Genomic DNA, 21,954 nt, shown 5'->3' with positions numbered 1-21,954 from the left:
GCGTGCGCAGCGAAAGCAGCGCGTCGAGCTCGCAGTCGAGCGTCAGGTAGAAATGCGGGATGGTGGTCTTGGCCTCGACCAGGCGCCGCGCGATGGTCTTGCGCATATTGTCGTGCGGGACGAGTTCGTAAGAGCCTTGCTCGAACAGCTTCAGCACCTGATCGTCCGACATTGCCTTTACAGCCGGAGCAGCGGAAGGCGCACCAGCCGGAGCCTTGGCTGCCGGTGCTGCCTTGGCGCCGCCACCGGCGATCGCGGCGTCGACATCGGCCTTCACCACCCGGCCATGCGGACCGGTGCCGGTCACGGCCGACACATCGACCCCCGCCTCCTTGGCGATGCGGCGCGCGAGCGGCGACGCAAAGGTGCGCTCGGCCGATTGGCTGATCTCCCCCCTTGTGGGGGAGATGGCCGGCAGGCCAGAGGGGGGCGCCTCGCTCTTGGCTGCTGGAGGAACAGCGCCCCCCTCTGTCGACTTCGTCGACATCTCCCCCACGGGTGGGGAGATTGGCGCCCTGTCCTGCTTGGCCTCGGCTTTCGCCGGTGCGCCACCGCTTTTCGCGGCAGCGCCCGCATCTTCGCCTTCGGCGGCAAGCACGGCGATCAGCGCGTTGACCTTGACCCCTTCGGTTCCGGCCGGCACGACCAGCTTGGCGACAGTGCCCTCATCGACGGCTTCAACTTCCATCGTCGCCTTGTCGGTCTCGATCTCGGCAATGACATCGCCCGGCGAAACCTTGTCACCTTCCTTGACCAGCCATTTTGACAGATTGCCTTCTTCCATCGTGGGCGACAGGGCCGGCATGGTGATGTTGATAGGCATCGCTCACTCCTGGATGAATTTGAAAAGGCCGCGCATGACGGTCAGCGTGGCGACGATGAACACAGGTGGCAAGACACCGAAATGGTAGCTACCCTTGCCCATCTCGAGCGTCATCATGCTGCCGGTCTGGTCGACCTTTGCGGAAGCAGTTGCCACAATAGCAAGAACCAGCGACGCGGCACCGCTGAGCATCAACAGAACCGCATCGAACTTCCCCGTCATCGATCGCACGAGAAAGGCGACCACGACAGTGGGAACAATGATGGCTGCCAACGTCCAGAAAGACAGCATCCGCATTGCTCCCTAGCGATATGCGACGGCTTTGACGGCCTCGATGACCTCGCCGACATTCGGCAATGCCAGCCTTTCGAGGTTGGCCGCATAGGGCATCGGCACGTCCTTGCCGGCAATGGTGATGACCGGCGCGTCGAGGAAATCGAAGGCGCGTTGCGACACCTGGTTGGCGATATGGTCGCCGACCGAATTCTGCGGGTAGCCTTCTTCGACCACGACCAGCCGGTTGGTCTTCTTGACCGAGGCGATGACGGTGTCGAGATCGAGCGGACGGATGGTCCTGAGGTCGATGATCTCGGCGTCGATGCCCATGCCGCGCAGCTCGGCTTCCGCCTTGACCGCATAGGTCATGCCGATGCCGAAGGAGACGATGGTGACATCCTTGCCCGTCTTGTGGATGCGCGCCTTGCCGATCGGCAGCACGAAGTCGTCCAGCTTCGGCACGTCGAAGGACTGGCCGTAGAGGATTTCGTTCTCGAGGAAGATGATCGGGTTCGGATCGCGGATCGCCGCCTTGAGCAAGCCCTTGGCGTCGGCGGCCGTATACGGCATCACGACTTTCAGGCCTGGAATGTGGCTGTACCAGGCGGCATAGCACTGCGAGTGCTGTGCGGCGACACGGGCGGCCGCGCCGTTCGGCCCACGGAACACGATTGGCGCGCCCATCTGGCCGCCGGACATATAGAGCGTCTTGGCGGCCGAGTTGATGATCTGGTCGATCGCCTGCATGGCGAAGTTGAAGGTCATGAACTCGACGATCGGCTTGAGGCCCGCCATCGCAGCACCGACGCCGACGCCGGCAAAACCATGTTCGGTGATCGGCGTGTCGACGACGCGACGCGGCCCAAATTCCTGCAGCAGGCCTTGCGTGATCTTGTAGGCGCCCTGGTATTCGGCAACTTCCTCGCCCATGACGAAGACATCGCCGTCGCGGCGCATTTCCTCGGCCATGGCGTCGCGTAACGCTTCGCGCACCGTGGTTGAGACCATTTCGGTACCGGCGGGAATATCCGGATCGGCGGCGATTTCCGTTTTCGGTGCGGCCGCGACTGGTGCAGCGGCCGGCTTTGCCACCTCCGCCTTGTCCTCGGCCGGCGCTTCCGCCTTTGCCGGTGCTTCCGCCTTGGCGGGAGCCGCCGCGGACTTGCCGACGTCGGCGGCGCTCTCGCCGTCCTGGAGCAGAACGGCGATCGGCGTGTTGACCTTGACGCCTTCGGTGCCGGCGGCGATCAGGATCTTGCCCAGCGTACCTTCGTCGACGGCTTCGACTTCCATCGTCGCCTTGTCGGTCTCGATCTCGGCGATGACGTCACCGGCGACGACCTTGTCGCCCTCGTTCTTCAACCACTTGGAAAGATTGCCCTCTTCCATGGTCGGCGAGAGAGCGGGCATGAGAATTTCGATCGGCATGTCCTGGCCCTCCCTTACAATACGATATCGGTCCAGAGCTCGGACGGATCCGGCTCGGCATCGTTCTGGGCAAATTCGGCGGCGTCGGCGACGATGTCGCGAACCTCCTTGTCGATGGTCTTGAGCTCGTCCTCGGTCGCCCACTTCTTCTCGATCAGCCGCGCCTTGACCTGCTCGATCGGGTCATGCTCGGAGCGCATCTTCTGCACTTCTTCCTTCGACCGGTATTTCGCAGGATCGGACATTGAGTGGCCGCGATAACGGTAGGTCTGCATTTCGAGGATCAGCGGGCCATTGCCGGCGCGGCACCATTCGGTGGCGAGATCGCCGGCGGCCTTGACCGCGCGCACATCCATGCCGTCGACCTGGATGCCGGGAATCTTGAAGGAAGCGCCACGGTGCGAGAAGTCAGTCTCCGCTGAAGAGCGCGACACCGAGGTGCCCATGGCGTAGCGGTTGTTCTCGATGATGTAGATCACCGGCAGCTTCCACAGCGAGGCCATGTTGAAGCTCTCATAGACCTGGCCCTGGTTGGCTGCGCCGTCGCCGAAATAGGTCAGCGAGACATTGTTGTTGTCGCGGTAGCGGTTGGCGAAGGCCAGACCGGTGCCGAGCGACACCTGCGCGCCGACTATGCCGTGACCGCCATAGAAATGCTTCTCCTTGGAGAACATGTGCATGGAGCCGCCCTTGCCCCTGGACAAGCCGCCGCGGCGTCCGGTCAGCTCAGCCATCACGCCACGCGGCGAAAGCTCCATCGCCAGCATGTGGCCGTGATCGCGATAGGCCGTGATCATCTGGTCGCCGTCGATCAGCGCCATCTTCATGCCGGTGACGACCGCCTCCTGGCCAATGTAGAGGTGGCAGAAGCCGCCGATGAAGCCCATGCCATAGAGCTGGCCGGCCTTTTCCTCAAACCGGCGGATGAGCAGCATGTGCCGGTAGGCGGCAAGCTCTTCGTCCTTGGTGAAGTCAGCAGGCTTGGGTGCTGACAGGCCGGATTTGCCGTCGGATTTCGATTTGGCAGGCGCTTTTCTGGCTGCGGTGGCCATGCATCACTCCCTGTTGGCGTCTCTTTGCGGACACTGGAGCAAGATCAACCTGCTCCGGGGAGATCGCCCTCCCCTTCGATTTATGGGAGGCTAACACGTAGAAAGGCGTTCCGCCATGTCGAAATTGCATAGCTGGCATGCGCCTAAGCGATTAAAATCATTGAAAATATTGCTGATTAACCGAAAATCGGTTACTTCTCCGAAACCGGCAGCATGATGGTGATCTCGTCGGCCTGGGACAGATTAAGCGCTTTACGCGCCTGCTCATCGAGCATGTCCCTCTCCAGCGTGCCATCATGCATGAGCTTGACCCGCCGTTCGAGTTCCATTCTGCGCGCCCTGATCGCCTCGAGCTGACCCTGCAGCGCGACCGTTTCGGCCTCCAGCTTGTATTTGGAATTGATACCGAATTCGCCGTGATAAGCGTGAAAGCCGAAATAGGCCAGGAACACCACGCACAGCGAAGGAATGATCAGCCGCCCGGTATTTCTCTGCTTGTGCTGACGCGTCCACATGACCGATTCCCCGTGGCCGCGAACTCAAACGGCTCGACGCCTTTTTCGCCTGATTGTGCTTAACGGACGGTTACGGGCGGCGGCCCAGCCCAGCCTGAAATGAAAAAGGGCGGGATGTCCCGCCCTTTCGATACCAAAGATGCGCGGCCGGATCAGCTCTTGATCACCGACTTGCCGGCGTAGCGCGCTTGCTTGCCGAGTTCTTCCTCGATGCGGATCAGTTGGTTGTATTTGGCCATGCGGTCGGAGCGCGACAGCGAGCCGGTCTTGATCTGCCCGCAATTTGTGGCGACGGCGAGATCGGCGATGGTCGAATCCTCGGTCTCGCCCGAACGGTGCGACATGACGGCGGTGTAGGCTGCCTTGTGCGCGGTCTCGACCGCGTCGAGCGTCTCGGTCAGCGAGCCGATCTGGTTGACCTTGACCAGGATCGAATTGGCAACGCCCATGCGGATGCCGTCGCGCAACCGCGCCGTGTTGGTGACGAAAAGATCGTCGCCGACAAGCTGCGTCTTCTTGCCGATCAGGTCGGTCAGGTATTTCCAGCCTTCCCAGTCATCTTCGGCAAGGCCGTCCTCGATCGAGATGATCGGGTAATCGGCGGCGAGCTTGGCGAGGTACTTGGCCTGCGCCTTGGGATCGCGTGTCTTCTTCTCACCCTCATAGACGTAGTTGCCGTCCTTGAAGAATTCGGTCGCGGCGCAATCGAGGCCGAGCGCGATCTCTTCGCCCGGCTTGAAACCGGCCTTCTCGATCGATTCCATGATGAAATCGAGCGCCACCGGCGCGCTCTTCAGGTTCGGCGCGAAGCCGCCCTCGTCGCCGACATTGGTGTTGTGGCCAGCATCCTTCAGCTTCTTGCGCAGCGTGTGGAAGACTTCCGAACCCCAGCGCACGCCTTCACGCAGCGTCGGCGCGCCGACCGGCAGGATCATGAATTCCTGGAAGTCGATCGGATTGTCGGCATGCGCGCCACCATTGATGATGTTCATCATCGGCACGGGCAGGATATGCGCCTTTGTGCCGCCGACATAGCGATAGAGCGGCAGGCCGGCGGCATCGGCCGCGGCTTTCGCCACCGCCAGCGAAACGCCCAGAATGGCGTTGGCGCCGAGCCGGCTCTTGTTAGGCGTGCCGTCAAGCTCGATCATGATCTGATCGATATGGATCTGGTTTTCGGCTTCCATGCCGCCGATCGCCTCGAACAGTTCGCCGTTGACCGCTTCGACGGCCTTGAGCACGCCCTTACCGAGGTAGCGGGCGCCGCCGTCGCGCAGTTCGACGGCCTCATGGGCGCCGGTCGAGGCGCCCGACGGTACCGCGGCGCGGCCCATTGAACCGTCTTCGAGAACGACATCGACCTCGACGGTCGGGTTTCCGCGGCTGTCCAGGATTTCACGCCCGACAATATCGATGATGGCGGTCATTGCGATGTCCTCGATTTGATCTGGAGAAAACGTCGCGCCCGTCTTAGCCAAAGCGACGCAAAAGGCAATCGGGCCCTGGCCGAATATTGCCGCCCGCGCGATTCACGAAGCGCAAGTTTCTGTCATCATAAGTCATGCCACAAGGGGCGCATTCCGGGTTAAGGCTGTTGTCGCGCGGGGCGAAACAGGAGGAGTTTCGCCATGTCCGAGTTGAGCGGTATCGTCAGTCTGTTCCTGATCGCGGCGGCGTTCCTGACGTCGTGCGACAATCAGCAGCCACCGCCAAAGGCCATTGCGCCTTTGCCGGCCTTGCACATTAGCGAGTAGCGTTGCCTCGAATCGAAAAGGGGGCCGTCGAAACGGCCCCCTTTTCGGTTGTGGCGTCAGTGCCAGTAGGGCGTAACCTTATAATATTCGTAGGACTCGTCGCGCACGCTCTCGCCATCGGCGCCGGCCAACTCGTTGATCGAATGGGCGGGCGCTGCCTTCAGCTGTTCCTTGGTGAAGGGTACGACATAGCCGCCCTTGTCCTCGTCGTAGTCGAGGCTCGCCCAGGGAATGGCATGGTACTTCTCGGCAATACCGAGAAAGCCGCCAAATCCGATCACCGCGAACATGATGCCGTTCGACGTCTTATCGAGCATGACGTCCTCGATGCTGCCGATGCCGTCGCCTTGGGTATTGTAGACGGTAGTGCCGATCACTCGCGAAGCGGCAATGGCTTCGGTGTGGCCTGTTTGCGTTGTCATTGTTTGCTCCTCGTTGTCGTTAATCTGCACTTTGACAATGAGGCGCGCGGGCGAAAGTTCCCGACTTTTTGGCGGCTGCCCGATCACTCCGCGAGGATGAAAGTCACCTTCATGTTGACGCGATAGGCCGCGATCTTGCCGTCCACGACAACGATCTTCTGATCCTGGATCCAGGCCCCTTCGACATTCTTCAGGGTTTTGGCGGCGCGGGCGATTCCTTGCTCGATGGCGTCCTGAAAGCTCTTCTTCGACGATGAGGTGATTTCGGTGACGCGGGCGACGGACATGGCTTCCTCCTGCCAAAACGCTCATTTGCCTGCCGAGCGTACAACTGGCCCCTGGCAACCACAAGCACGGGCAGAAAGCCTAGGATTAGTGGCCCTTCGCTACCCGGTCCAACGCCATCAGCTTTTCGAGCAGCGCCGGCATATCTTTCAGCGGCACCATGTTCGGACCGTCGGAGGAGGTCGAATTGTCGGGGTCCTGATGAGTCTCGATAAAGACGCCGGCAACGCCGACGGCAACGGCCGCGCGGGCCAGCGTCTCGACAAAGCGGCGCTCCCCGCCAGACGACCCGCCCTGCCCGCCCGGCTGCTGCACCGAATGGGTGGCGTCGAAGATCACCGGCGCGCCGATCTCGGCCATGATAGGCAGAGCGCGCATATCCGACACCAGTGTGTTGTAGCCGAAAGAAGCACCGCGCTCGGTGGTCAGCACATTGGCATTGCCGGAACCGGTGATCTTGGCGACCACGTTCTTCATGTCCCAGGGGGCGAGGAACTGTCCTTTCTTCACATTGATGACCTTGCCCGTCCTCGCGGCGGCGACCAGCATGTCGGTCTGGCGCGACAGGAAGGCCGGTATCTGCAGCACATCGACATGCGGTGCAACGATGGCGCACTGCTCCTCCGTGTGAACGTCGGTCAGCACCGGCAGCGAGAATTCCTTTCGCAACTCGTCGAACACGGGAAGTGCGGCGTCCATGCCGGCACCGCGCGTCGCCGACAGCGAGGTGCGGTTGGCCTTGTCGTAGCTGGTCTTGTAGACGAGGCCGATGCCGAGCCTGCCGGTCAGCTCCTTCAGCGCACCGGCCATGTCGAAGGCGTGTTGGCGCGATTCGAACTGGCACGGGCCAGCGATCAGCGCCAAGGGTGCCGCATTGTCGAAGATGACATTGCCGACCGTTACCGAAGAATTGGGCGCCGTCGAATTTGGTGCTTGGGACTTGCTCATTTGGTCTCCCGGAAGATGAAAGCCGCGCCTTGGCCGGCTGCCGGCGGCACGACAATGTCGGTGCCCGCTATATCGTGCTGGATTGAGTTGGCTGCAAGCAGCCTCGCAGCGGCATCGGCGCTTCGGATCGCAAATACCACGGCGGCGAAACGAAGCTCCGTCGCCGGGCCGGTCGGGATGCCAAAGCGCGCGGCGTAAGACGCGGGATCGAGCACACGCAATGTTGCGTTCGGCAAGGCGAACGCGCCGTCCGGACCGCCGGCGGACGGTTCATTGACCGCCACCGCGATCAGCCTGTGCTGTTCGGAGGGCGCACTGCTGATTGCAATCACCTCGACGACCCCATCGACGCCGTTGGGATGAGCCTGCAAGGCCGCGCGGTCCACTTTCGGCGCGTTGATGCGCTGGCAGGCAAAAAGAAAAGCGTCCCTGGCATGATTGGCCGAAGCAAAAGCGAGCTTGAACGAGGCGGTATCGCTTTTGCCAGCCGTGTCGGTGAAGGCTCGCGAGAAGCTCAGCGTGTCTCCCGCCGACAGGCCGGCTACGACATAGCGTTCATGGTCGTCATCGGCATTGTCAGTGCCAAGAACCACCGCGGAAAATCCCTCGTTACCAAGGCTTTCGCGATAGAGGCGATCGCGCGCAACGAAGACGTTGCCCTCGGCGGCAGCCTCCGTCGCAGCCTGTTCGCTGCCAATCGCGAGCGGCTCCAGATAGGTGCCGTCGGCAAGGAACACGCAGCAGTTTTCCGTGCCAAAGGGATGGATGCCGGTCGGAGCGACGACGAAGCCCAGCGCGGTGAGCCGGATCCGCGCGGTGTCGACGGTCTGCGTCGGCAGAACCAGATGATCGAGCGGATGAATGGCTGATGTGGTTGGGGTCATGCAGGCGCGATGTGCATCATTCCGAAGGTCGGTTCAAGACTTGATCGCAATGCCGCCGGCGGCGGCGCATGGTTCGCACAGCACGCTCTATCGGGAAAGTCGCCGCTGCAAACGGCACCTTCTGGAGCAGGCGCCGGATCAGCGTCCGGCCACGACATCGGCCGAATAACGCAGCTCGCGCAATGGTTTGACCTTGCTGGTGGTCCGCGCATAGAGCGGGTGCGCCTTGTAGGCTGCCAGCGCCGCGTCATCGGCGAATTCCGCGTAAACGACGACATCGACTTCATCCGACAGCGGGTCGACCTTGGTGTTCAGCGTGACCTCGAAGAGGCTGCAATGAGGAATGTCGCCGAGCGCCAGCAGCCCGGTACGAACAGCTTCCACATCTTCCTTGCGCCGCGCGCTGAAGAAAACGATATGCCGGATCAATCCCGCCTCCTCGATCTGAATGTCGGGGTCTTTTGTGACGGCGGTCCCTTTGCGTCAACCGGTCATGGCGCCACGCGTCCTTGCGACGCGCCTCGATCGGTGCTGGACCTCGGTTCGCGCGGATCAGGGATGAAGCGCCGGCCTGCCCAGGGACGTCTAGGCCTTGCCGGTGACGTAGCGCACCGCATGGGAAACTTCCCTGACCGCGACGTCGAGATACCGGCCTTGATTGTAGAGACCGTCCCAGATCAGGAAGAACGCGATGGCGGCAATCACGATTACATAACGCATGGCTAAAGCTATCGCACAAGCGATGCGGCTGCCATAGGCGTTTTTGATTTCGGGCCGCAGCGGCCTGACGCAGGGCGGCAGATGCCGGGCGCCGCGTGGCACAGTCCAGCTCTCGGCATGCCTCTTGAAGTTCCCCCTCATGGCGTGGAAGATTGTGGCAGGCATTCACTGGGAAGCGCTGAAGCTCTGCTAAGGGGCGCGCGCTTTCGTTCGAGCCCGCCTGCCGTCGAACCCGCAAGCTGCCGGGACCAGGCAACGGTGTTTGAACCCGGCGGATGATCCAAGAGAACCGTGGCTTGGCAATTGCGCCGACAGCACGGAGATCCAGGGGCATGGAATGGCACACGGGGAACATCATGGCATAGCGCCGGGCGACGCGGTCAGGCTCGACGAATTCAATTTCGCCGAGATCGTCAAGGGCCTGCCGGCCAAGGCGCGCATGGTGCTGTCGGCGGCCATGAACCTGCCGCGTGGTTCGCTGAAAGTCAGGATGCCGGACGGCCGTGCCGTCCTCGTCGGCGGCAAGGCGCCAGGCCCCGACGCCGAACTTGTGCTCAAGAACTGGCGTCTGCCGGGCCGCGCCTTTTCCGGCGGCACGATCGGCGTTGCCGAATCCTATATGGACGGCGATTGGGAAAGCCCTGACGTCACCAGCTTCCTCGAACTGTTCGTGGTCAATTCGGCGATCGGCGAACGCGTCGCGGGCGGCGCCAGTTGGCTCATCAACACGGCCCAGCGCATCCGCCACTGGTTCAACGAGAACACACGCAATGGGTCAAAGCGCAATATCTCGGCGCATTACGATCTCGGCAACGCCTTCTACAAGGAATGGCTCGACCCGAGCATGACCTATTCCTCGGCGCTTTACGCCAATGGCGCCAATGATCTCGAGAGCGCCCAGGCCGCCAAATACCGGGCGCTGGCCAGGGATACGGGCATCGGCGGAAAGGATCACGTGCTGGAGATAGGTTGCGGCTGGGGCGGCTTTGCCGAGTTCGCGGCACGCGAAATCGGCTGCCGGGTTACCGGATTGACCATCAGCCGCGAGCAGCACGATTTCGCCAAGGAGCGCATCGCCAAGGCCGGGCTTGCCGACAAGGTCGACATCAAGTTGCAGGATTACCGTGATGAAACCGGGACCTACGATCGCATCGCCTCGATCGAGATGTTCGAGGCGGTCGGCGAGAAATACTGGCCGGTATTCTTCTCCAAGATGAAGGCCTGCCTGAAGCCCGGCGGCACCGCGGGCCTGCAGATCATCACCATCAACGAAGCCGCCTACGACACCTATCGCGCCAGGCCGGATTTCATCCAGCGCTACGTCTTCCCGGGCGGCATGCTGCCGACGCCGTCCATCCTGAAGTCGCTTGGCGCCGCGCACGGCCTTGCCCATTTACGCGAACACGTTTTCCCCGAGGACTATGCCCGCACGCTTGCCGAATGGCGCCAGCGTTTCCGGGGGTCGTGGGAGAAGATCGTGCCGCTCGGCTTCGACGACCGTTTCAAGAAGCTCTGGGAATTCTACCTGCATTATTGCGAGGCCGGTTTCCGCACCAGCTATATCGACGTGCGCCAGGTGGTCTACAAGGCGTAGGCTGGGGACAGCGATCTCATCGACAACACCCGGACATCGACCATCCACGAGGTCCATGCACCCGCGGGATGAGGCTCTTGACCGTGCCGAGCGATCCGACTGCTCCTCCCTCGCTATGGCGAGGTCATCTCCAAGACCGGCCGCATCCAGCCCTGATAGTCGATCAGAGAAGGATGCGGTATCGGGCAAAACCAGCTTCGCCCTCGCCCACCGGCTCGATCTTGAGCGACTTCACATCGGCGATGAAGTCCTTTGCCTTGACGCCTGTCTCGAAGACGACGCTGGTTCCCGGCAGCGGCGCGAACGACCAGTTGCCATCCGCCGACGGGTTGATGGTGCCTTGGCTGACGACGTAGCGGACGATGACGTCGCGGTTGGTGTCCGGCGCTTCGTAGATGACCTTCGAGGCATTGATGTCGGGAAAGTTGCCACCGCCGCCGGCACGGTAGTTGTTGGTCGCAACGACGAATTTCGCTGCTGGATCAATCGGTTTGCCGTCGAATTTCAGGTCGATAATGCGATTGGAACCGGCATTGGCGACGGCGCCCTTGGCATCGTATTTCGGTGGCTGCGACAAATCTATTTTGTAGGTTACGCCATCTATGACGTCGAAATTATAGGATGGGAATTCGGTGTCGATCAGCGGCTGGTCGGCTTTTCCTGCCTCGATTTTCTTGAAGATGCCGGCCGACATCTCCAACCATTCCTTGACCTGGGCACCCGTGATCTCAACCGCGCGAACCGTGTTCGGATAGAGATAGAGGTCGGCGACGTTCTTGATTGCGACATCGCCCACCGGCACGTCGGTGTAGTAGTCGGCGCCGTTGCGCCCGCCGGCCTTGAAGGGCGCCGCCGCCGATAACATCGGCACGTCCTTCCACTGGGTGCTCTTCAGGATATCCTTGAGATACCAGCTCTGCGCCTGGTTGACGATTTGCACCGAAGGATCATCGGCCACCAGCGCGAAATAGGAATAGAGCGGCGCCGAGGTCTTGCCGACAGGGCGGCGCACATAGGCGAGCGTCGCCTGGTGGTCCTGCTCGAGAGCAGCGATGATGCGCTTGTCGTCGGCGACAGTCGGCTTGTTCTTGTTGTCGACACGCTCGAAGATCGGCCGCGCCTCCGAGGTCGCCGAGACCACTTTCCACTTCGACCCATCGCGTTCCAGCATCAGGTCGATCAGGCCCATATGCGAGCCCCAGAAACCGCCCATGACGGCGGGCTTGCCCTGCAGCGTACCCTTCTGTGTATCAACGCCCTCGAGCCCCTGGAAATCCTTCTTGCCGGGGAAGACCAGGTGCTGGTGGCCGGTGAAGACCGCGTCGATGCCTTCGACGCCGGCGACGAAGATCGAGGCGTTCTCCATCATGTCACCCTGCTTGACGTCGATGCCGGAATGCGAGAGCGCGATGACGATGTCGGCGCCCTCCTCCTTCATCTGCGGCACCCAGGCCTTCGCCGCTTCGACGATGTCGCGCGTCTTGACGTTGCCTTCGAGATTCTTGAGATCCCAGACCATGACCTGCGGCGGCACGAAGCCGATGATGCCGATTTTGATCGGTTGCTCGGTGCCTGAACCGTCCTTGATCTTCTTGTCCAGGATTATGTAGGGCTTGAGGTAGAGCTTGTCGTCGCGCGGATTGGCGGCAAGCTCGGTGCCCCGGATCAGATTGGCGCAGACGAACGGGAAATTGGCGCCGGCCAGTACCTTGTCCAGGAAGGACAGGCCGTAGTTGAACTCGTGGTTGCCAAGTGTCGAACACTCGTAACCGAGCAGGTTCATGCCTTTCATGATCGGATGGAGATCGCCCTCCTTCAGGCCCTTCTCATAGGCGATGTAGTCGCCCATCGGGTTGCCCTGCAAAAGGTCGCCATTGTCGATCAGCATCGAATTGGCGGCTTCCTTGCGCACCGCCTCGATGAGGGAGGCCGTGCGCGACAGGCCCATCGTGTCATTGGCTTTGTCGGCGTAATAATCATAGGGCAGCACGTTCACATGGATATCGGTGGTCTCCATGATCCTCAGATGCGCCTGGTTGGCCTGCGCACGGGCGGAGAAGGGATGAAGCATGATCAGCGCCCCTGTGGCGGCGACCCCCGCAAGGAGACCACGGCGAGAGACGGGATGGAGCAGTTGCGACATGTTTTCTCCTTCTTCGACGACCTGACATGCCCCTGCCCTCAGCGAACTTCGCGCCGAAATCGGCTCAAGTCCACTCAAGAAGTCGCGCGCATCGGCACGCCAATCCATCAGCAACAGATGACGGCCGGATGAAAAGCGTGGTGAAGAAAGTCAGGTCTTGTCGTCGTCGCCCTGGGTAATCAGCCGGGCGCTGCGCTGGCCCGTGACATAGATCCATAGCCAGCTCAGCGAAACGGCAAGCCGGTTGCGGAAACCGATCAGGAAATAGATATGCGCAATGCCCCACAGCCACCAGGCGAGCCAGCCGGTCAGCTTGATCCAGCCGAAATCGATCGCGGCGGCGCGCTTGCCGATCGTCGCCAGATCACCGGCATGCTTGTAGTGGAAAGGCCGCGGGCTCGTGTCGCCGGCAAGCCTGGCCCTGACGGTCGCGGCAACATGGCGGCCCTCCTGCTTGGCGGAAGGCGCCACGCCGGGCACCGGCCGTCCGTCGGGCCGCAGCACAAGGGCGGCGTCGCCGATGACAAAGATTTCCGGGCTGCCGGGCACGCTGAGATCAGGCTCGACCAACACCCTGCCGGCCCGATCGGCCTTCGCTCCCAGCCATTCGGCAGCGGGCGAAGCAGCAACGCCGGCTGCCCACAGGATCGTGCGGGCCGGCAGAACGGTATCGCCAAAAACCACGCCTTCGGCATCGCAGCGCGTAACGGCCCGGCCAAGCTCGACCACAACACCAAGCCGCTCCAGCGCCTTCTCGGCATAATTGGAGAGCTTCGGCGCGAAATTGGCCAGGATGCGGTCGCCGGCCTCGATCAGCACCACGCGCGTCTGGCGCGTGTCGATGTTGCGGAATTCGCCGCGCAGCGTGTCATGCGCCAGTTCGGCAATGGTTCCGGCAAGTTCGACGCCGGTCGGCCCGCCGCCGACGATAGCAATGGTCAGCAGCGCCTGGCGCCTGGCAGGGTCGGGTTCCCGTTCCGCCTGCTCGAAGGCCAGAAGGATGCGGCGCCGAATGGTGGTGGCGTCCTCCAGCGTCTTCAGGCCCGGCGCGAAAGGCTCCCATTCGTCATGGCCGAAATAGGCGTGCCGCGCGCCGGTGGCGAGCACCAGCGTGTCGTAGGCGACGGCGCTGCCATCATCGAGCACAACACGTTTGCCGGTCCGGTCTACTCCTGTGACATTGGCCAGCAGCGTGGTCACATCCTTGCGCTTGCGCAGGAGATGTCGGATCGGCCAGGCCACCTCCGAGGTCGCCAGCGCCGTGGTTGCCACCTGATAGAGCAGCGGCTGGAACAGATGATGGTTGCGCTTGTCGATCATGGTGATGCGCACCGGCGCGCCAGCCAGCGCGCGGGTGAATTCGAGGCCGCCGAACCCGGCGCCGACGACGACGACATGATGTCTGGCATCGCTCATTTCATCACCCCTGATGGGCAAGATTGCCTGCCCTGATGTAAGTGTTTTTGTGCAATGCAACAATGGCAGGACAGTGCCCGAGACTCGTCGTTCCATGTCGTGAACGCACATGTTGTATCGTATCGCGAGGTATAGCGTCATCGAACACGAGATGAGGTGAGGCATGACCAACGATCATGAGGACGAAGGACCGGCGCAGTATTCTTCACCGCCCTGCTTCATGCATGAACTCGATCCCGCGTTCCAGGCACCACTCAGCGACTGGACCGACGTGAGACGCTGGCGAAAGGCCGAGCGTGAACGCCTGATCGCAGCGCGCCTTGCCGTTTCCGCCGATGCCCGAACCGCAATGTCGCAGCGCATCGCAGAAGGCCTCGACACGATCATCGGTGACATAGCGGGCCGGATGGTCAGCCTTTACTGGCCGTTTCGGGGCGAGCCGGATTTGCGGCCATGGATGGCGTCTATCAACGAACGCGGTGGCCGCACGGCGCTGCCCATCGTCGTCGAAAAGGGTCAACCGTTGATCTTCCGCGCCTACAAACCGGGCGACCGGTTGGAAAAAGGCGTCTGGAACATCCCGATCCCCGCCGAAGGCGATCCGGTATTGCCGGACATCGTCATCTCGCCCATTGTCGGCATCGATCCGGCAAGCTATCGGCTGGGCTATGGCGGCGGCTTCTTCGACCGCACGCTGGCCGCCATGCCGTTCAAGCCGCTGGTCATCGGCGTTGGCTACGAATTGCAGCGCATCGCGACCATCTATCCGCAACCTCACGACATCCCGATGGATCGGATCGTGACGGAGGCGTAAGAGCCTGTTTGGTCCAATGAGACCGGTCGGATTTCTGGTTACCCCGCGCGGAAGCAGCGCAAATGTCACGTGACAAAAATCCGACTTGGTCGATAAATAATCTGATTTTCAAAGCACGGTGCCGCGGAGGATTGCCTAGACATGCGCCCCGGGGGAACCAACACTGTCCGGTCGCTCCTCAGAGTGGCTGCTTCACGATGGGTGACAAGATGATCGGGCGTACCATGGCGGCTGCCGTTGCAATCGCTGTTTCCTTTTCGCCCGCGCTCGCGCAACGACATCGTTTGCCGAGCGGTTACAAATGGGGCCGTTGCCTGCTTGTTGTTGACGGTCAGACCCGCATATCCGGAAAATGCTCCTATCAAATCGAGAAGGGCGGCGATTTCAATATCCAGGGACCCCGGCAAGTTTTCGCGGGTATCGACTATCCTGACACGCATAGTGGGGCTGGTGAAATGTCCGAGGATTACTGGGCCGCCGTCTACAAGGACGGCGATATTTGGGACGGCTATGGTAACTCGGACATTCGCGCGACTCACGGTGATGAACGTTGGGAAGACCTTCACCGCGAAGGCGCATGCTATATTGGGAAGGACGTCCGGGTGTGCCTTTGGCGTTAAGCCATTTCCGGCTTTAGCCCCATGGCCGTCCGGTCGACGATTTCACGTAAGGCGAAGGACGAATTGATCTTCGTTACATGCGGCATCGCCGACAGCCATTCCTTGTGGATGCGCTCGTAGTCGACGAGATCCTTGGCCGCGATCCGCAGGATATAGTCGTACTCGCCCGACATCAGGTGGCAGGACAGCACGTTCGGACAGCGTTTGATCGCCGCCTCGAAATCCGACAGCGTCTTCTCGAACTGGCCGGAGAGGGATATGTGGACGATCGCCGTCATCTGATGGCCAAGGGCCGCATTGGACAACCGGGCGTGGTAGCCGCGGATGGTTCCGGATTTTTCCAGATTATCAAGCCGGCGCGAACAGGCCGATTGCGACAGGCCGACCTTTTCGGCAAGGGCCGCATTCGGCATCCGGCCATCCTTCTGCAATGTCTCCAGAATGGCGATATCAATCCTGTCGAGCGGCATTCTTCGTGAATCCTGCGAATATACTGCTATTTCACGCAACGATTATCGAAACCCTCCTGTTCGCGCAAGCGCATTCGCAAACACTTGCGAGCCGATTCATGGTTCACTCCGACAATCAGGGAGTGAGCCCAAAAGGGCCCGGATCAGGAGAAGAAAATGCGCGTCGGCTGCCCCAAGGAAATCAAGAACCACGAATACCGTGTCGGCCTTACGCCTGGTTCGGTCCGCGAATATGTGGCCCACGGCCACGAAGTGCTGGTCGAGGCTGGTGCCGGTGCCGGTATCGGCGCCGACGACAACGCCTATCGCGCTGCAGGCGCCACCATCGCCAAGACCGCCGCCGACGTGTTCGCCAAGTCGGACATGATCGTCAAGGTCAAGGAGCCGCAGCCCAATGAGTGGGTGCAATTGCGCGAAGGCCAGATCCTGTACACCTATCTCCACCTGGCCCCGGATCCGGAGCAGACCAAGGGCCTGCTCGCTTCGGGCGTCACGGCGATCGCCTATGAAACCGTGACCGACGATCGTGGCGGGCTGCCGCTGCTGGCGCCGATGTCGGAAGTCGCGGGTCGCCTGTCGATCCAGGCTGGCGCCACGGCGCTGCAGAAGGCCAATGGCGGCCGCGGCGTGCTGCTCGGCGGCGTGCCCGGCGTGCTGCCAGGCAAGGTCACCGTGCTCGGCGGCGGCGTCGTAGGCCTGCACGCGGCCCGCATGGCCGCCGGCCTTGGCGCCGATGTCACCATCATCGACCGCTCGATCCCGCGTCTGCGCCAGCTCGACGACCTCTTCGCCGGCCGGGTCCACACCCGTTATTCGACCGTCGAGGCGCTCGAGGAAGAATGCTTCTCGGCCGACATCGTCGTCGGCGCCGTGCTCATCCCGGGCGCGGCCGCGCCTAAGCTGGTCACCCGTGAAATGCTGTCCGGCATGAAGAAGGGCTCGGTGCTGGTCGATGTCGCCATCGACCAGGGCGGCTGCTTCGAGACCTCTCATGCGACCACCCACGCCGAGCCGACTTACGAAGTCGACGGCGTTATCCACTACTGCGTCGCCAACATGCCAGGCGCTGTGCCGGTCACTTCGGCCCATGCGCTGAACAACGCAACGCTGCATTACGGCCTGCAGCTCGCCGACAAGGGCCTGAAGGCGCTGGTCGACGACCATCATCTGCGCAACGGCCTCAACGTCCACAAAGGCAAGATCACCAACCGCGCGGTCGCCGAAGCGCTCGGCTACGAACTGGTCGAGCCGAAAGCCGTGCTCGCGGCCTGATACACCCAGAAAAAGTCAACTTACACTTTTGCCCGCCGGTTCGCTCCGGCGGGCTTTTTCTTTTGGCAATGATGCTCCAAACCTGCTTCCCAGGGGATCCATCGAAGCGTGTGCCGTAAGGGCACTTAGCCTCCCGCTGTTGCATTTTTGTCATACCTGTATTGGCCGACTCCCTGCTAGGAACACCCCGGGTTTATTCATTAGGGGTACGGGCTATGTTTGTTCGCATTACTGCGAAATCTATTCTTCTCTGCGCGGTTTCTGTTGTGGCTTTGATGTCGGCGGCTCATGCGGCCGACGTCGTGCAGCCGGTAGAGGCATCCGGTTTTAACTGGAGCGGCGTTTATGTCGGCTTCGGCGTAGGCGCCGGAGCCAACGTCCATAAGTTGAGCAGCGATTTTGCTCCCTTGTCATTGAATGGCATTGGCGGTGAAGGCGTTTACGGCGAACTTACCGCTGGCTACGACTACATGGTCTCGCCCCGCTTCCTGCTCGGCGGATTGCTGGACGTCCATGCCGGCGACATCAAAACCAAGCTCGACGCCGGTGGTTTCAACGCCTCGATCCAGGAGACATACGGTTTCGACGCTGGTCTGCGCGTAGGGTATCTGCTTACCCCGAACACGCTGGGCTACGTGCTGGGCGGCTATTCCTGGCAGAAGTACAAGCTTGATTCCAACGCCGGCTTTGGTTTCGATTGGGACCAGAGCGGATATTTCGTCGGTGGTGGTCTCGAAACGGCCATTAACAGCAATTGGACGATCAAGACCGAGTATCGCTATACACGCTTCGGCACCAAGGACGATCTCCTTTCCGAGGCCGGCCTTATCGGGGCTCCGGATGGCCTTCTCAATCTCGATACGTCGCGGCACACATTCCAGGTTGCCGCCAGCTATCGCTTCGGGGCGCAGAACGGTGCCGCCACTTCGTTTGAAACGCCCGCCTATAACTGGTCCGGCTTCTATATCGGTGGCGGTTTGGGCGCGGGTGCGTCGGTGCACCAGATCGAAATCCCACCGCTTGGCGGCGCGAAGTTCAACGGCCTCGGCGGTGAAGGCGTGCTTGGCGAGCTGAATGTCGGCTATGACCACGACTTCGGCAGCTGGGTCGCTGGCATCATGGTGGACGCCCGCTATTCCGGCATGACCTCGAAGCTGGACCTCGGCGGCGGATCGATCAATGTCGATACCGACTACGGTTTCGATGTGCTTGGCCGCGCCGGCATGAAAATGAATGAATCGACCCTCGCCTACGCGCTGGCTGGCTACAGTTGGCAGCATTTCGACTTGAACGCTTCGGACCCGGTCGGCGACATCCTCGATTGGGGCTCCAGCGGTTTCTCTGTTGGTGGTGGTCTGGAAACGGCAATATCCAGCAATGTTACCTTGGGTGTTGAGTATCGCTACTCGCAATTCGCCAAGAAAGATTTCTCATCCGAGGTGGGGCTGCCTGACGACTCCATTACCTCTACGTCGTCCTTCCATACCGTGCGTATCGGCGCGAAGTACAAGTTCAACTAAGCCCTCCAGGCAAACCTAAAAAAGCCCGCCGGCGTTGCCGGCGGGCTTTTTCGTTGCTTGAGATATGACGCGGTGAAATCTGGGCAACAAAAAAGCGGAGCCAAAGCCCCGCTTCCTCGATATCGAGATTGCCGCCGGTTCATCCGCGGTCGGCCAATCGATCGACAATGGCTTTCTAGCGCATCCATGCGACAGCAGTGCGACAGAAGCTTTCTATCGCCAATCCCTGGCCCTCACGCGCGCTCGATCCGGCATTGGTAGCAATTGTTGCGCGCCGAGCGGACATGCACATAGGCAATGCCTTCACGCTCAAACAGGGTTTCCGCCCGCGCTACTATAGCGTCGGTTGGGATGACGCCGCCGCTGCCATAGACAATGCGGTCGTCCTTGCCGTAGCCGCGCACGATATAGTCGGCGCTTTCCAGTATCTCGGGAATGATCTCCGCCTCAACAGCGCGTTCGCATTCCTGCGCGTGCAGGAAGATGGGGCCCGTCTCGGCATAAGGCTGAAGCTGCGGGAACGGCCGGTAGGCCAGGACGAGGTAGTCATCGCCGGCGGCGATGTTCTTCAAACAATGCCGGCAAGGCATGCCGTCACCGTCGGAAACCTGGCGCTCGGGCGTGTTGCCATAGGCGTCTGGCCCACCCCCCTGCAGCGCTCGCACATCTTCGGTCGGCAGAGCTTTGAACTGGATGGTCATCGCATGATCTCCGGTGTGGTTGAGCGGAAATTATGCTTCCCCTTCGATGCTTCCCACCCGATTCCTGCCAAGAGTCGAGGGCCGACCTGCCGTCGGCAAATCGGGCCCGAGATCAAATGGGATAAGCGCCGATATTGCCAGCCGGGACAATATAAGCCGGCTAAACAGTTTGAATCGGCGCCTGCGTTCAGCGGATGAAATCGTCGAAGCGGCGCAATGTCACCCGGCGATTCTGCCAGTTCTCGCTCTGAGTCGGCACCAGCAGGAATTCCTCGCCGTAACCGACAGTCTCCAATGCATAACCGGGCACGCCGAATTCACGCACCAGCGTGCGCTTCAGCGAAGCGGCGCGCTGTTCGGAAGGAACCTGATTCGACTGAAACGATCCGACAGCGTCGGTATGACCCTCGATGAGCACACGCGCGCCGGGGTCGCGGCGCAGGATGCGGCGCAGCGCATCGGCGATGTTATCGACCTTGTTATACTGCGAACTGGAAATCGCCGCGGAGCCAAAGGCGAAATTGATCGACTGGATATCGATCGAGCGCGCCATGCGGCGCAGGTCCGGCCGGCGCTTGAATTCACGGATGGTGACGCGCTCGTTCGGCCGCAGCTTGACCCGGGGTGCCGCTTCGAGCTTTCGCTCGATCGTCGCGGCCGAGGGCGTCGTCGCCTGGGCAGCGGCAAGGCTCGGCATGGCAATCGCCGCAATCAGCGCGGCGGCAAGAGTACGTCGGGTCAGCATGTCTTTCTCCTTCGGCCTCGGCCGCATTGGCAATGCGGGCAACATGCCAAAGACAGGCTGAAGCGCCGATGAACGGAAGGTTCAGATTCCGGCTGGAGTTACGGCCGCATGACGCTTGCCGAGCGCTCGGCGAAAGGCAGGGGATGCACGATTTCCTTCTTCTGCGCGACCGGCTTGAAACCAAGCTTCTGGTAGAGCGGCAGGGCTGCGGGGTGGTCGAGCGTGCAGGTCTGCACCGTCACCCTTTTCGGCCCATGCGACCATGCCGCGGCAATCGCCGAGCCAAGGAACCAGCGGCCGATGCCTTGCCCGGTGGCGTGTTCCATCATGCCGAAATAGGCGAGCTCGACTTCCTCAGGCAGATGCGGCTTGAGGTCGAAGAAGCCTGCCGGCGAGCCGTCGAGATAGAGCACCCTGATGTCGCGATCCTCGCGGTGGATTCCGGCCGACAGCTCATCGTCATTCAGCCTCAGAACATTGACCCAGTGCCATTTGCGCCCCACCCGGTCCATCAGGTAGCGGTAGAAATGCAAGGGGATGTCCCTGGTCTTCAGCAGTGCGACCTGGCGGTTGTAGGGCACCGGTGGCGAGGCGGCCGGAGGTGCATGCATTTCGAGAAAAGTCACCGTGACTTCAATGTCCTGCAGCACTCCGTTTTCCATCAATTCATTCCTTGCCGGTAGTGGCTGGGCCGGTCACGACTGGCGTATCGGGCAATCCGCCCCACTCGGTCCATGAGCCGTCATAAAGCCTGTTGTCGGTGTGGCCAACCGTCTCCAGTGCCAGCGTGACCACCGCGGCCGTGACACCGGAGCCGCAGGATGTGACAACGGGCTTCGACAGGTCGATGCCGGCGTCCTCAATCGCCTTGCGCAAACGGTCCTTCGGCAGCAGCCTGCCGTTTTCGGAAAGCGCCGAATAGGGGATATTGCGTGCCCCAGGCATGTGGCCGGAGCGGATGCCAACGCGGGGCTCGGGCTCTGAACCGGTAAAGCGCCCTGCCCCACGCGCGTCGGCAATCTGGCTTGCCCCCGTATCGACGATCCGGCGCATGTCGGCTAGGCCGACGACGCGACCAGCGTCGAAATCGGCATGAAAGACGCTTGGCGCGATCTTGGTCGGTTCGGCCGTTATCGGCCGGCCGGACGCCTTCCAGCCATCGAAGCCGCCGTCCAGAATATAGGTCTGGAAGACGCCCATGACGCGGAACATCCACCATGCCCGGGGCGCGGAGAAAAAGCCTGGGCCATCATAGACGACGATGGTGTCATCGGCAGAAACGCCCATCGCGCCGACATACTGAGCAAAATGCTGCGGCGATGCGAGCGTATGCGGCAAGGCGGCGTCGGGGTCCGAAACGGCATCCTGGTCCAGGAAACGGGCGCCTGGAATATGGGCTGCATCATACTCGGCGCGCGCGTCGCGTTTTTGCGCCGGCAGATACCAGGAGGCGTCTACGATCGTCAGGCCCGGCTGGCCCAACCGCTCCTGCAGCCAGTCCGCATCGACGGTGAAAGCGCTGTCTTCGGCCATCTTTTCTCCTGCCGCTCTT

Annotated in this window: 25 protein-coding genes; 6 read left to right on the top strand and 19 right to left on the bottom strand. The window is 61.6% G+C overall.

The window, feature by feature from the left end; genetic code table 11:
- The 6 genes from EN850_RS04845 to eno form a co-directional block, all read right to left on the bottom strand.
- Positions 1-823, bottom strand: an 823-nt coding sequence (locus EN850_RS04845) for a biotin/lipoyl-containing protein (RefSeq protein ID WP_135897761.1), incomplete at its 3' end; no start/stop codon positions are given.
- 3 nt (positions 824-826) lie between these two features.
- Positions 827-1,114, bottom strand: a complete 288-nt coding sequence (locus EN850_RS04840) for a hypothetical protein (RefSeq protein WP_127280532.1) — start codon at positions 1,112-1,114, stop codon at positions 827-829.
- Positions 1,115-1,126: 12 nt separating this feature from the next.
- Entirely contained in the window at positions 1,127-2,527 is a 1,401-nt protein-coding gene (locus EN850_RS04835; protein WP_127280533.1) for a pyruvate dehydrogenase complex E1 component subunit beta, read from the bottom strand.
- 14 nt (positions 2,528-2,541) lie between these two features.
- Positions 2,542-3,579 carry a pyruvate dehydrogenase (acetyl-transferring) E1 component subunit alpha gene (pdhA, locus tag EN850_RS04830; RefSeq protein ID WP_127869335.1) on the bottom strand — a complete coding sequence of 346 codons (1,038 nt, stop codon included), beginning with the start codon at positions 3,577-3,579 and terminating at the stop codon, positions 2,542-2,544.
- Between the two features lie 191 nt (positions 3,580-3,770).
- Positions 3,771-4,094, bottom strand: coding sequence for a septum formation initiator family protein (locus EN850_RS04825; RefSeq protein WP_127280535.1), 324 nt, complete (start codon positions 4,092-4,094; stop codon positions 3,771-3,773).
- Positions 4,095-4,246: 152 nt separating this feature from the next.
- Positions 4,247-5,521 carry a phosphopyruvate hydratase gene (gene eno / locus EN850_RS04820; protein ID WP_135867754.1) on the bottom strand — a complete coding sequence of 425 codons (1,275 nt, stop codon included), beginning with the start codon at positions 5,519-5,521 and terminating at the stop codon, positions 4,247-4,249.
- 201 nt (positions 5,522-5,722) lie between these two features.
- Here eno and EN850_RS37685 point away from each other — a divergent pair, with 201 nt between their 5' ends.
- Entirely contained in the window at positions 5,723-5,848 is a 126-nt protein-coding gene (locus EN850_RS37685; RefSeq protein ID WP_127281032.1) for a hypothetical protein, read from the top strand.
- A gap of 56 nt (positions 5,849-5,904) precedes the next feature.
- Here EN850_RS37685 and EN850_RS04810 read toward each other — a convergent pair whose 3' ends face one another.
- The 6 genes from EN850_RS04810 to EN850_RS37680 all read right to left on the bottom strand — a co-directional run bounded on the left by EN850_RS04810 (position 5,905) and on the right by EN850_RS37680 (position 9,107).
- The gene (locus tag EN850_RS04810) at positions 5,905-6,270 is read right to left on the bottom strand and encodes a PRC-barrel domain-containing protein (protein WP_127281031.1); all 366 of its coding nucleotides are present in this window, start codon (positions 6,268-6,270) and stop codon (positions 5,905-5,907) included.
- A gap of 83 nt (positions 6,271-6,353) precedes the next feature.
- A complete protein-coding gene (locus EN850_RS04805) occupies positions 6,354-6,557 on the bottom strand; it encodes a dodecin family protein (RefSeq protein ID WP_127281030.1) in 204 nt (67 codons plus the stop codon).
- 85 nt (positions 6,558-6,642) lie between these two features.
- Entirely contained in the window at positions 6,643-7,503 is an 861-nt protein-coding gene (kdsA, locus tag EN850_RS04800; protein ID WP_127869339.1) for a 3-deoxy-8-phosphooctulonate synthase, read from the bottom strand.
- Complete coding sequence (locus tag EN850_RS04795; RefSeq protein WP_136090714.1) at positions 7,500-8,387, bottom strand: VOC family protein; 888 nt, start codon at positions 8,385-8,387, stop codon at positions 7,500-7,502. Before EN850_RS04795 ends, kdsA begins: the two co-directional genes overlap by 4 nt.
- 138 nt (positions 8,388-8,525) lie before the next feature.
- Entirely contained in the window at positions 8,526-8,816 is a 291-nt protein-coding gene (locus EN850_RS04790) for a Dabb family protein (RefSeq protein WP_127280091.1), read from the bottom strand.
- 156 nt (positions 8,817-8,972) lie between these two features.
- Positions 8,973-9,107 carry a hypothetical protein gene (locus EN850_RS37680; RefSeq protein WP_272482999.1) on the bottom strand — a complete coding sequence of 45 codons (135 nt, stop codon included), beginning with the start codon at positions 9,105-9,107 and terminating at the stop codon, positions 8,973-8,975.
- Between the two features lie 337 nt (positions 9,108-9,444).
- On the opposite strand from EN850_RS37680, the gene EN850_RS04785 reads away from it, so the two are divergent.
- Positions 9,445-10,701: a cyclopropane-fatty-acyl-phospholipid synthase family protein gene (locus tag EN850_RS04785; protein WP_136090713.1), complete on the top strand. Its 1,257-nt coding sequence runs from the start codon at positions 9,445-9,447 to the stop codon at positions 10,699-10,701.
- A gap of 163 nt (positions 10,702-10,864) precedes the next feature.
- Here EN850_RS04785 and EN850_RS04780 read toward each other — a convergent pair whose 3' ends face one another.
- Complete coding sequence (locus tag EN850_RS04780; protein ID WP_136090712.1) at positions 10,865-12,844, bottom strand: bifunctional 2',3'-cyclic-nucleotide 2'-phosphodiesterase/3'-nucleotidase; 1,980 nt, start codon at positions 12,842-12,844, stop codon at positions 10,865-10,867.
- 150 nt (positions 12,845-12,994) lie between these two features.
- A complete protein-coding gene (locus EN850_RS04775; RefSeq protein ID WP_136090711.1) occupies positions 12,995-14,260 on the bottom strand; it encodes an NAD(P)/FAD-dependent oxidoreductase in 1,266 nt (421 codons plus the stop codon).
- A 163-nt stretch (positions 14,261-14,423) separates the two neighbouring features.
- Here EN850_RS04775 and EN850_RS04770 point away from each other — a divergent pair, with 163 nt between their 5' ends.
- Together EN850_RS04770 and EN850_RS04765 are read left to right on the top strand one after the other, a co-directional pair.
- Positions 14,424-15,074, top strand: coding sequence for a 5-formyltetrahydrofolate cyclo-ligase (locus tag EN850_RS04770; protein WP_136090710.1), 651 nt, complete (start codon positions 14,424-14,426; stop codon positions 15,072-15,074).
- A 197-nt stretch (positions 15,075-15,271) separates the two neighbouring features.
- Entirely contained in the window at positions 15,272-15,694 is a 423-nt protein-coding gene (locus EN850_RS04765; protein ID WP_127280884.1) for a hypothetical protein, read from the top strand.
- Here the strand turns inward: EN850_RS04765 and EN850_RS04760 are convergent.
- A complete protein-coding gene (locus EN850_RS04760) occupies positions 15,691-16,164 on the bottom strand; it encodes an Lrp/AsnC family transcriptional regulator (RefSeq protein ID WP_015317948.1) in 474 nt (157 codons plus the stop codon). The two genes, EN850_RS04765 and EN850_RS04760, sit on opposite strands and share 4 nt — an antisense overlap.
- A 156-nt stretch (positions 16,165-16,320) precedes the next feature.
- Here EN850_RS04760 and ald point away from each other — a divergent pair, with 156 nt between their 5' ends.
- Together ald and EN850_RS04750 are read left to right on the top strand one after the other, a co-directional pair.
- The gene (ald, locus tag EN850_RS04755; RefSeq protein WP_019858003.1) at positions 16,321-17,436 is read left to right on the top strand and encodes an alanine dehydrogenase; all 1,116 of its coding nucleotides are present in this window, start codon (positions 16,321-16,323) and stop codon (positions 17,434-17,436) included.
- A gap of 215 nt (positions 17,437-17,651) precedes the next feature.
- Entirely contained in the window at positions 17,652-18,956 is a 1,305-nt protein-coding gene (locus tag EN850_RS04750; protein ID WP_136090709.1) for an outer membrane beta-barrel protein, read from the top strand.
- Positions 18,957-19,189: 233 nt separating this feature from the next.
- On the opposite strand, the gene EN850_RS04745 is transcribed toward EN850_RS04750, so the two are convergent.
- From EN850_RS04745 to sseA, 4 genes are all read right to left on the bottom strand, one after another.
- A complete protein-coding gene (locus EN850_RS04745; RefSeq protein WP_136090708.1) occupies positions 19,190-19,657 on the bottom strand; it encodes a DUF1203 domain-containing protein in 468 nt (155 codons plus the stop codon).
- Positions 19,658-19,844: 187 nt separating this feature from the next.
- Complete coding sequence (locus EN850_RS04740; protein ID WP_136090707.1) at positions 19,845-20,402, bottom strand: OmpA family protein; 558 nt, start codon at positions 20,400-20,402, stop codon at positions 19,845-19,847.
- Positions 20,403-20,500: 98 nt separating this feature from the next.
- Positions 20,501-21,064 (bottom strand): GNAT family N-acetyltransferase, encoded by a 564-nt coding sequence (locus tag EN850_RS04735; RefSeq protein ID WP_127280900.1) that lies wholly within the window; start codon positions 21,062-21,064, stop codon positions 20,501-20,503.
- A gap of 4 nt (positions 21,065-21,068) precedes the next feature.
- Entirely contained in the window at positions 21,069-21,935 is an 867-nt protein-coding gene (gene sseA / locus EN850_RS04730; RefSeq protein WP_135915593.1) for a 3-mercaptopyruvate sulfurtransferase, read from the bottom strand.
- Positions 21,936-21,954 lie beyond the last annotated feature (19 nt).

This window comes from Mesorhizobium sp. M8A.F.Ca.ET.207.01.1.1 (genome assembly GCF_004794715.1).
In the GTDB taxonomy this organism is placed as follows: Bacteria; Pseudomonadota; Alphaproteobacteria; order Rhizobiales; family Rhizobiaceae; genus Mesorhizobium.
Note: the sequence above shows the minus strand (reverse complement) of the source record. Positions and strands in the feature narration are given on the sequence as shown.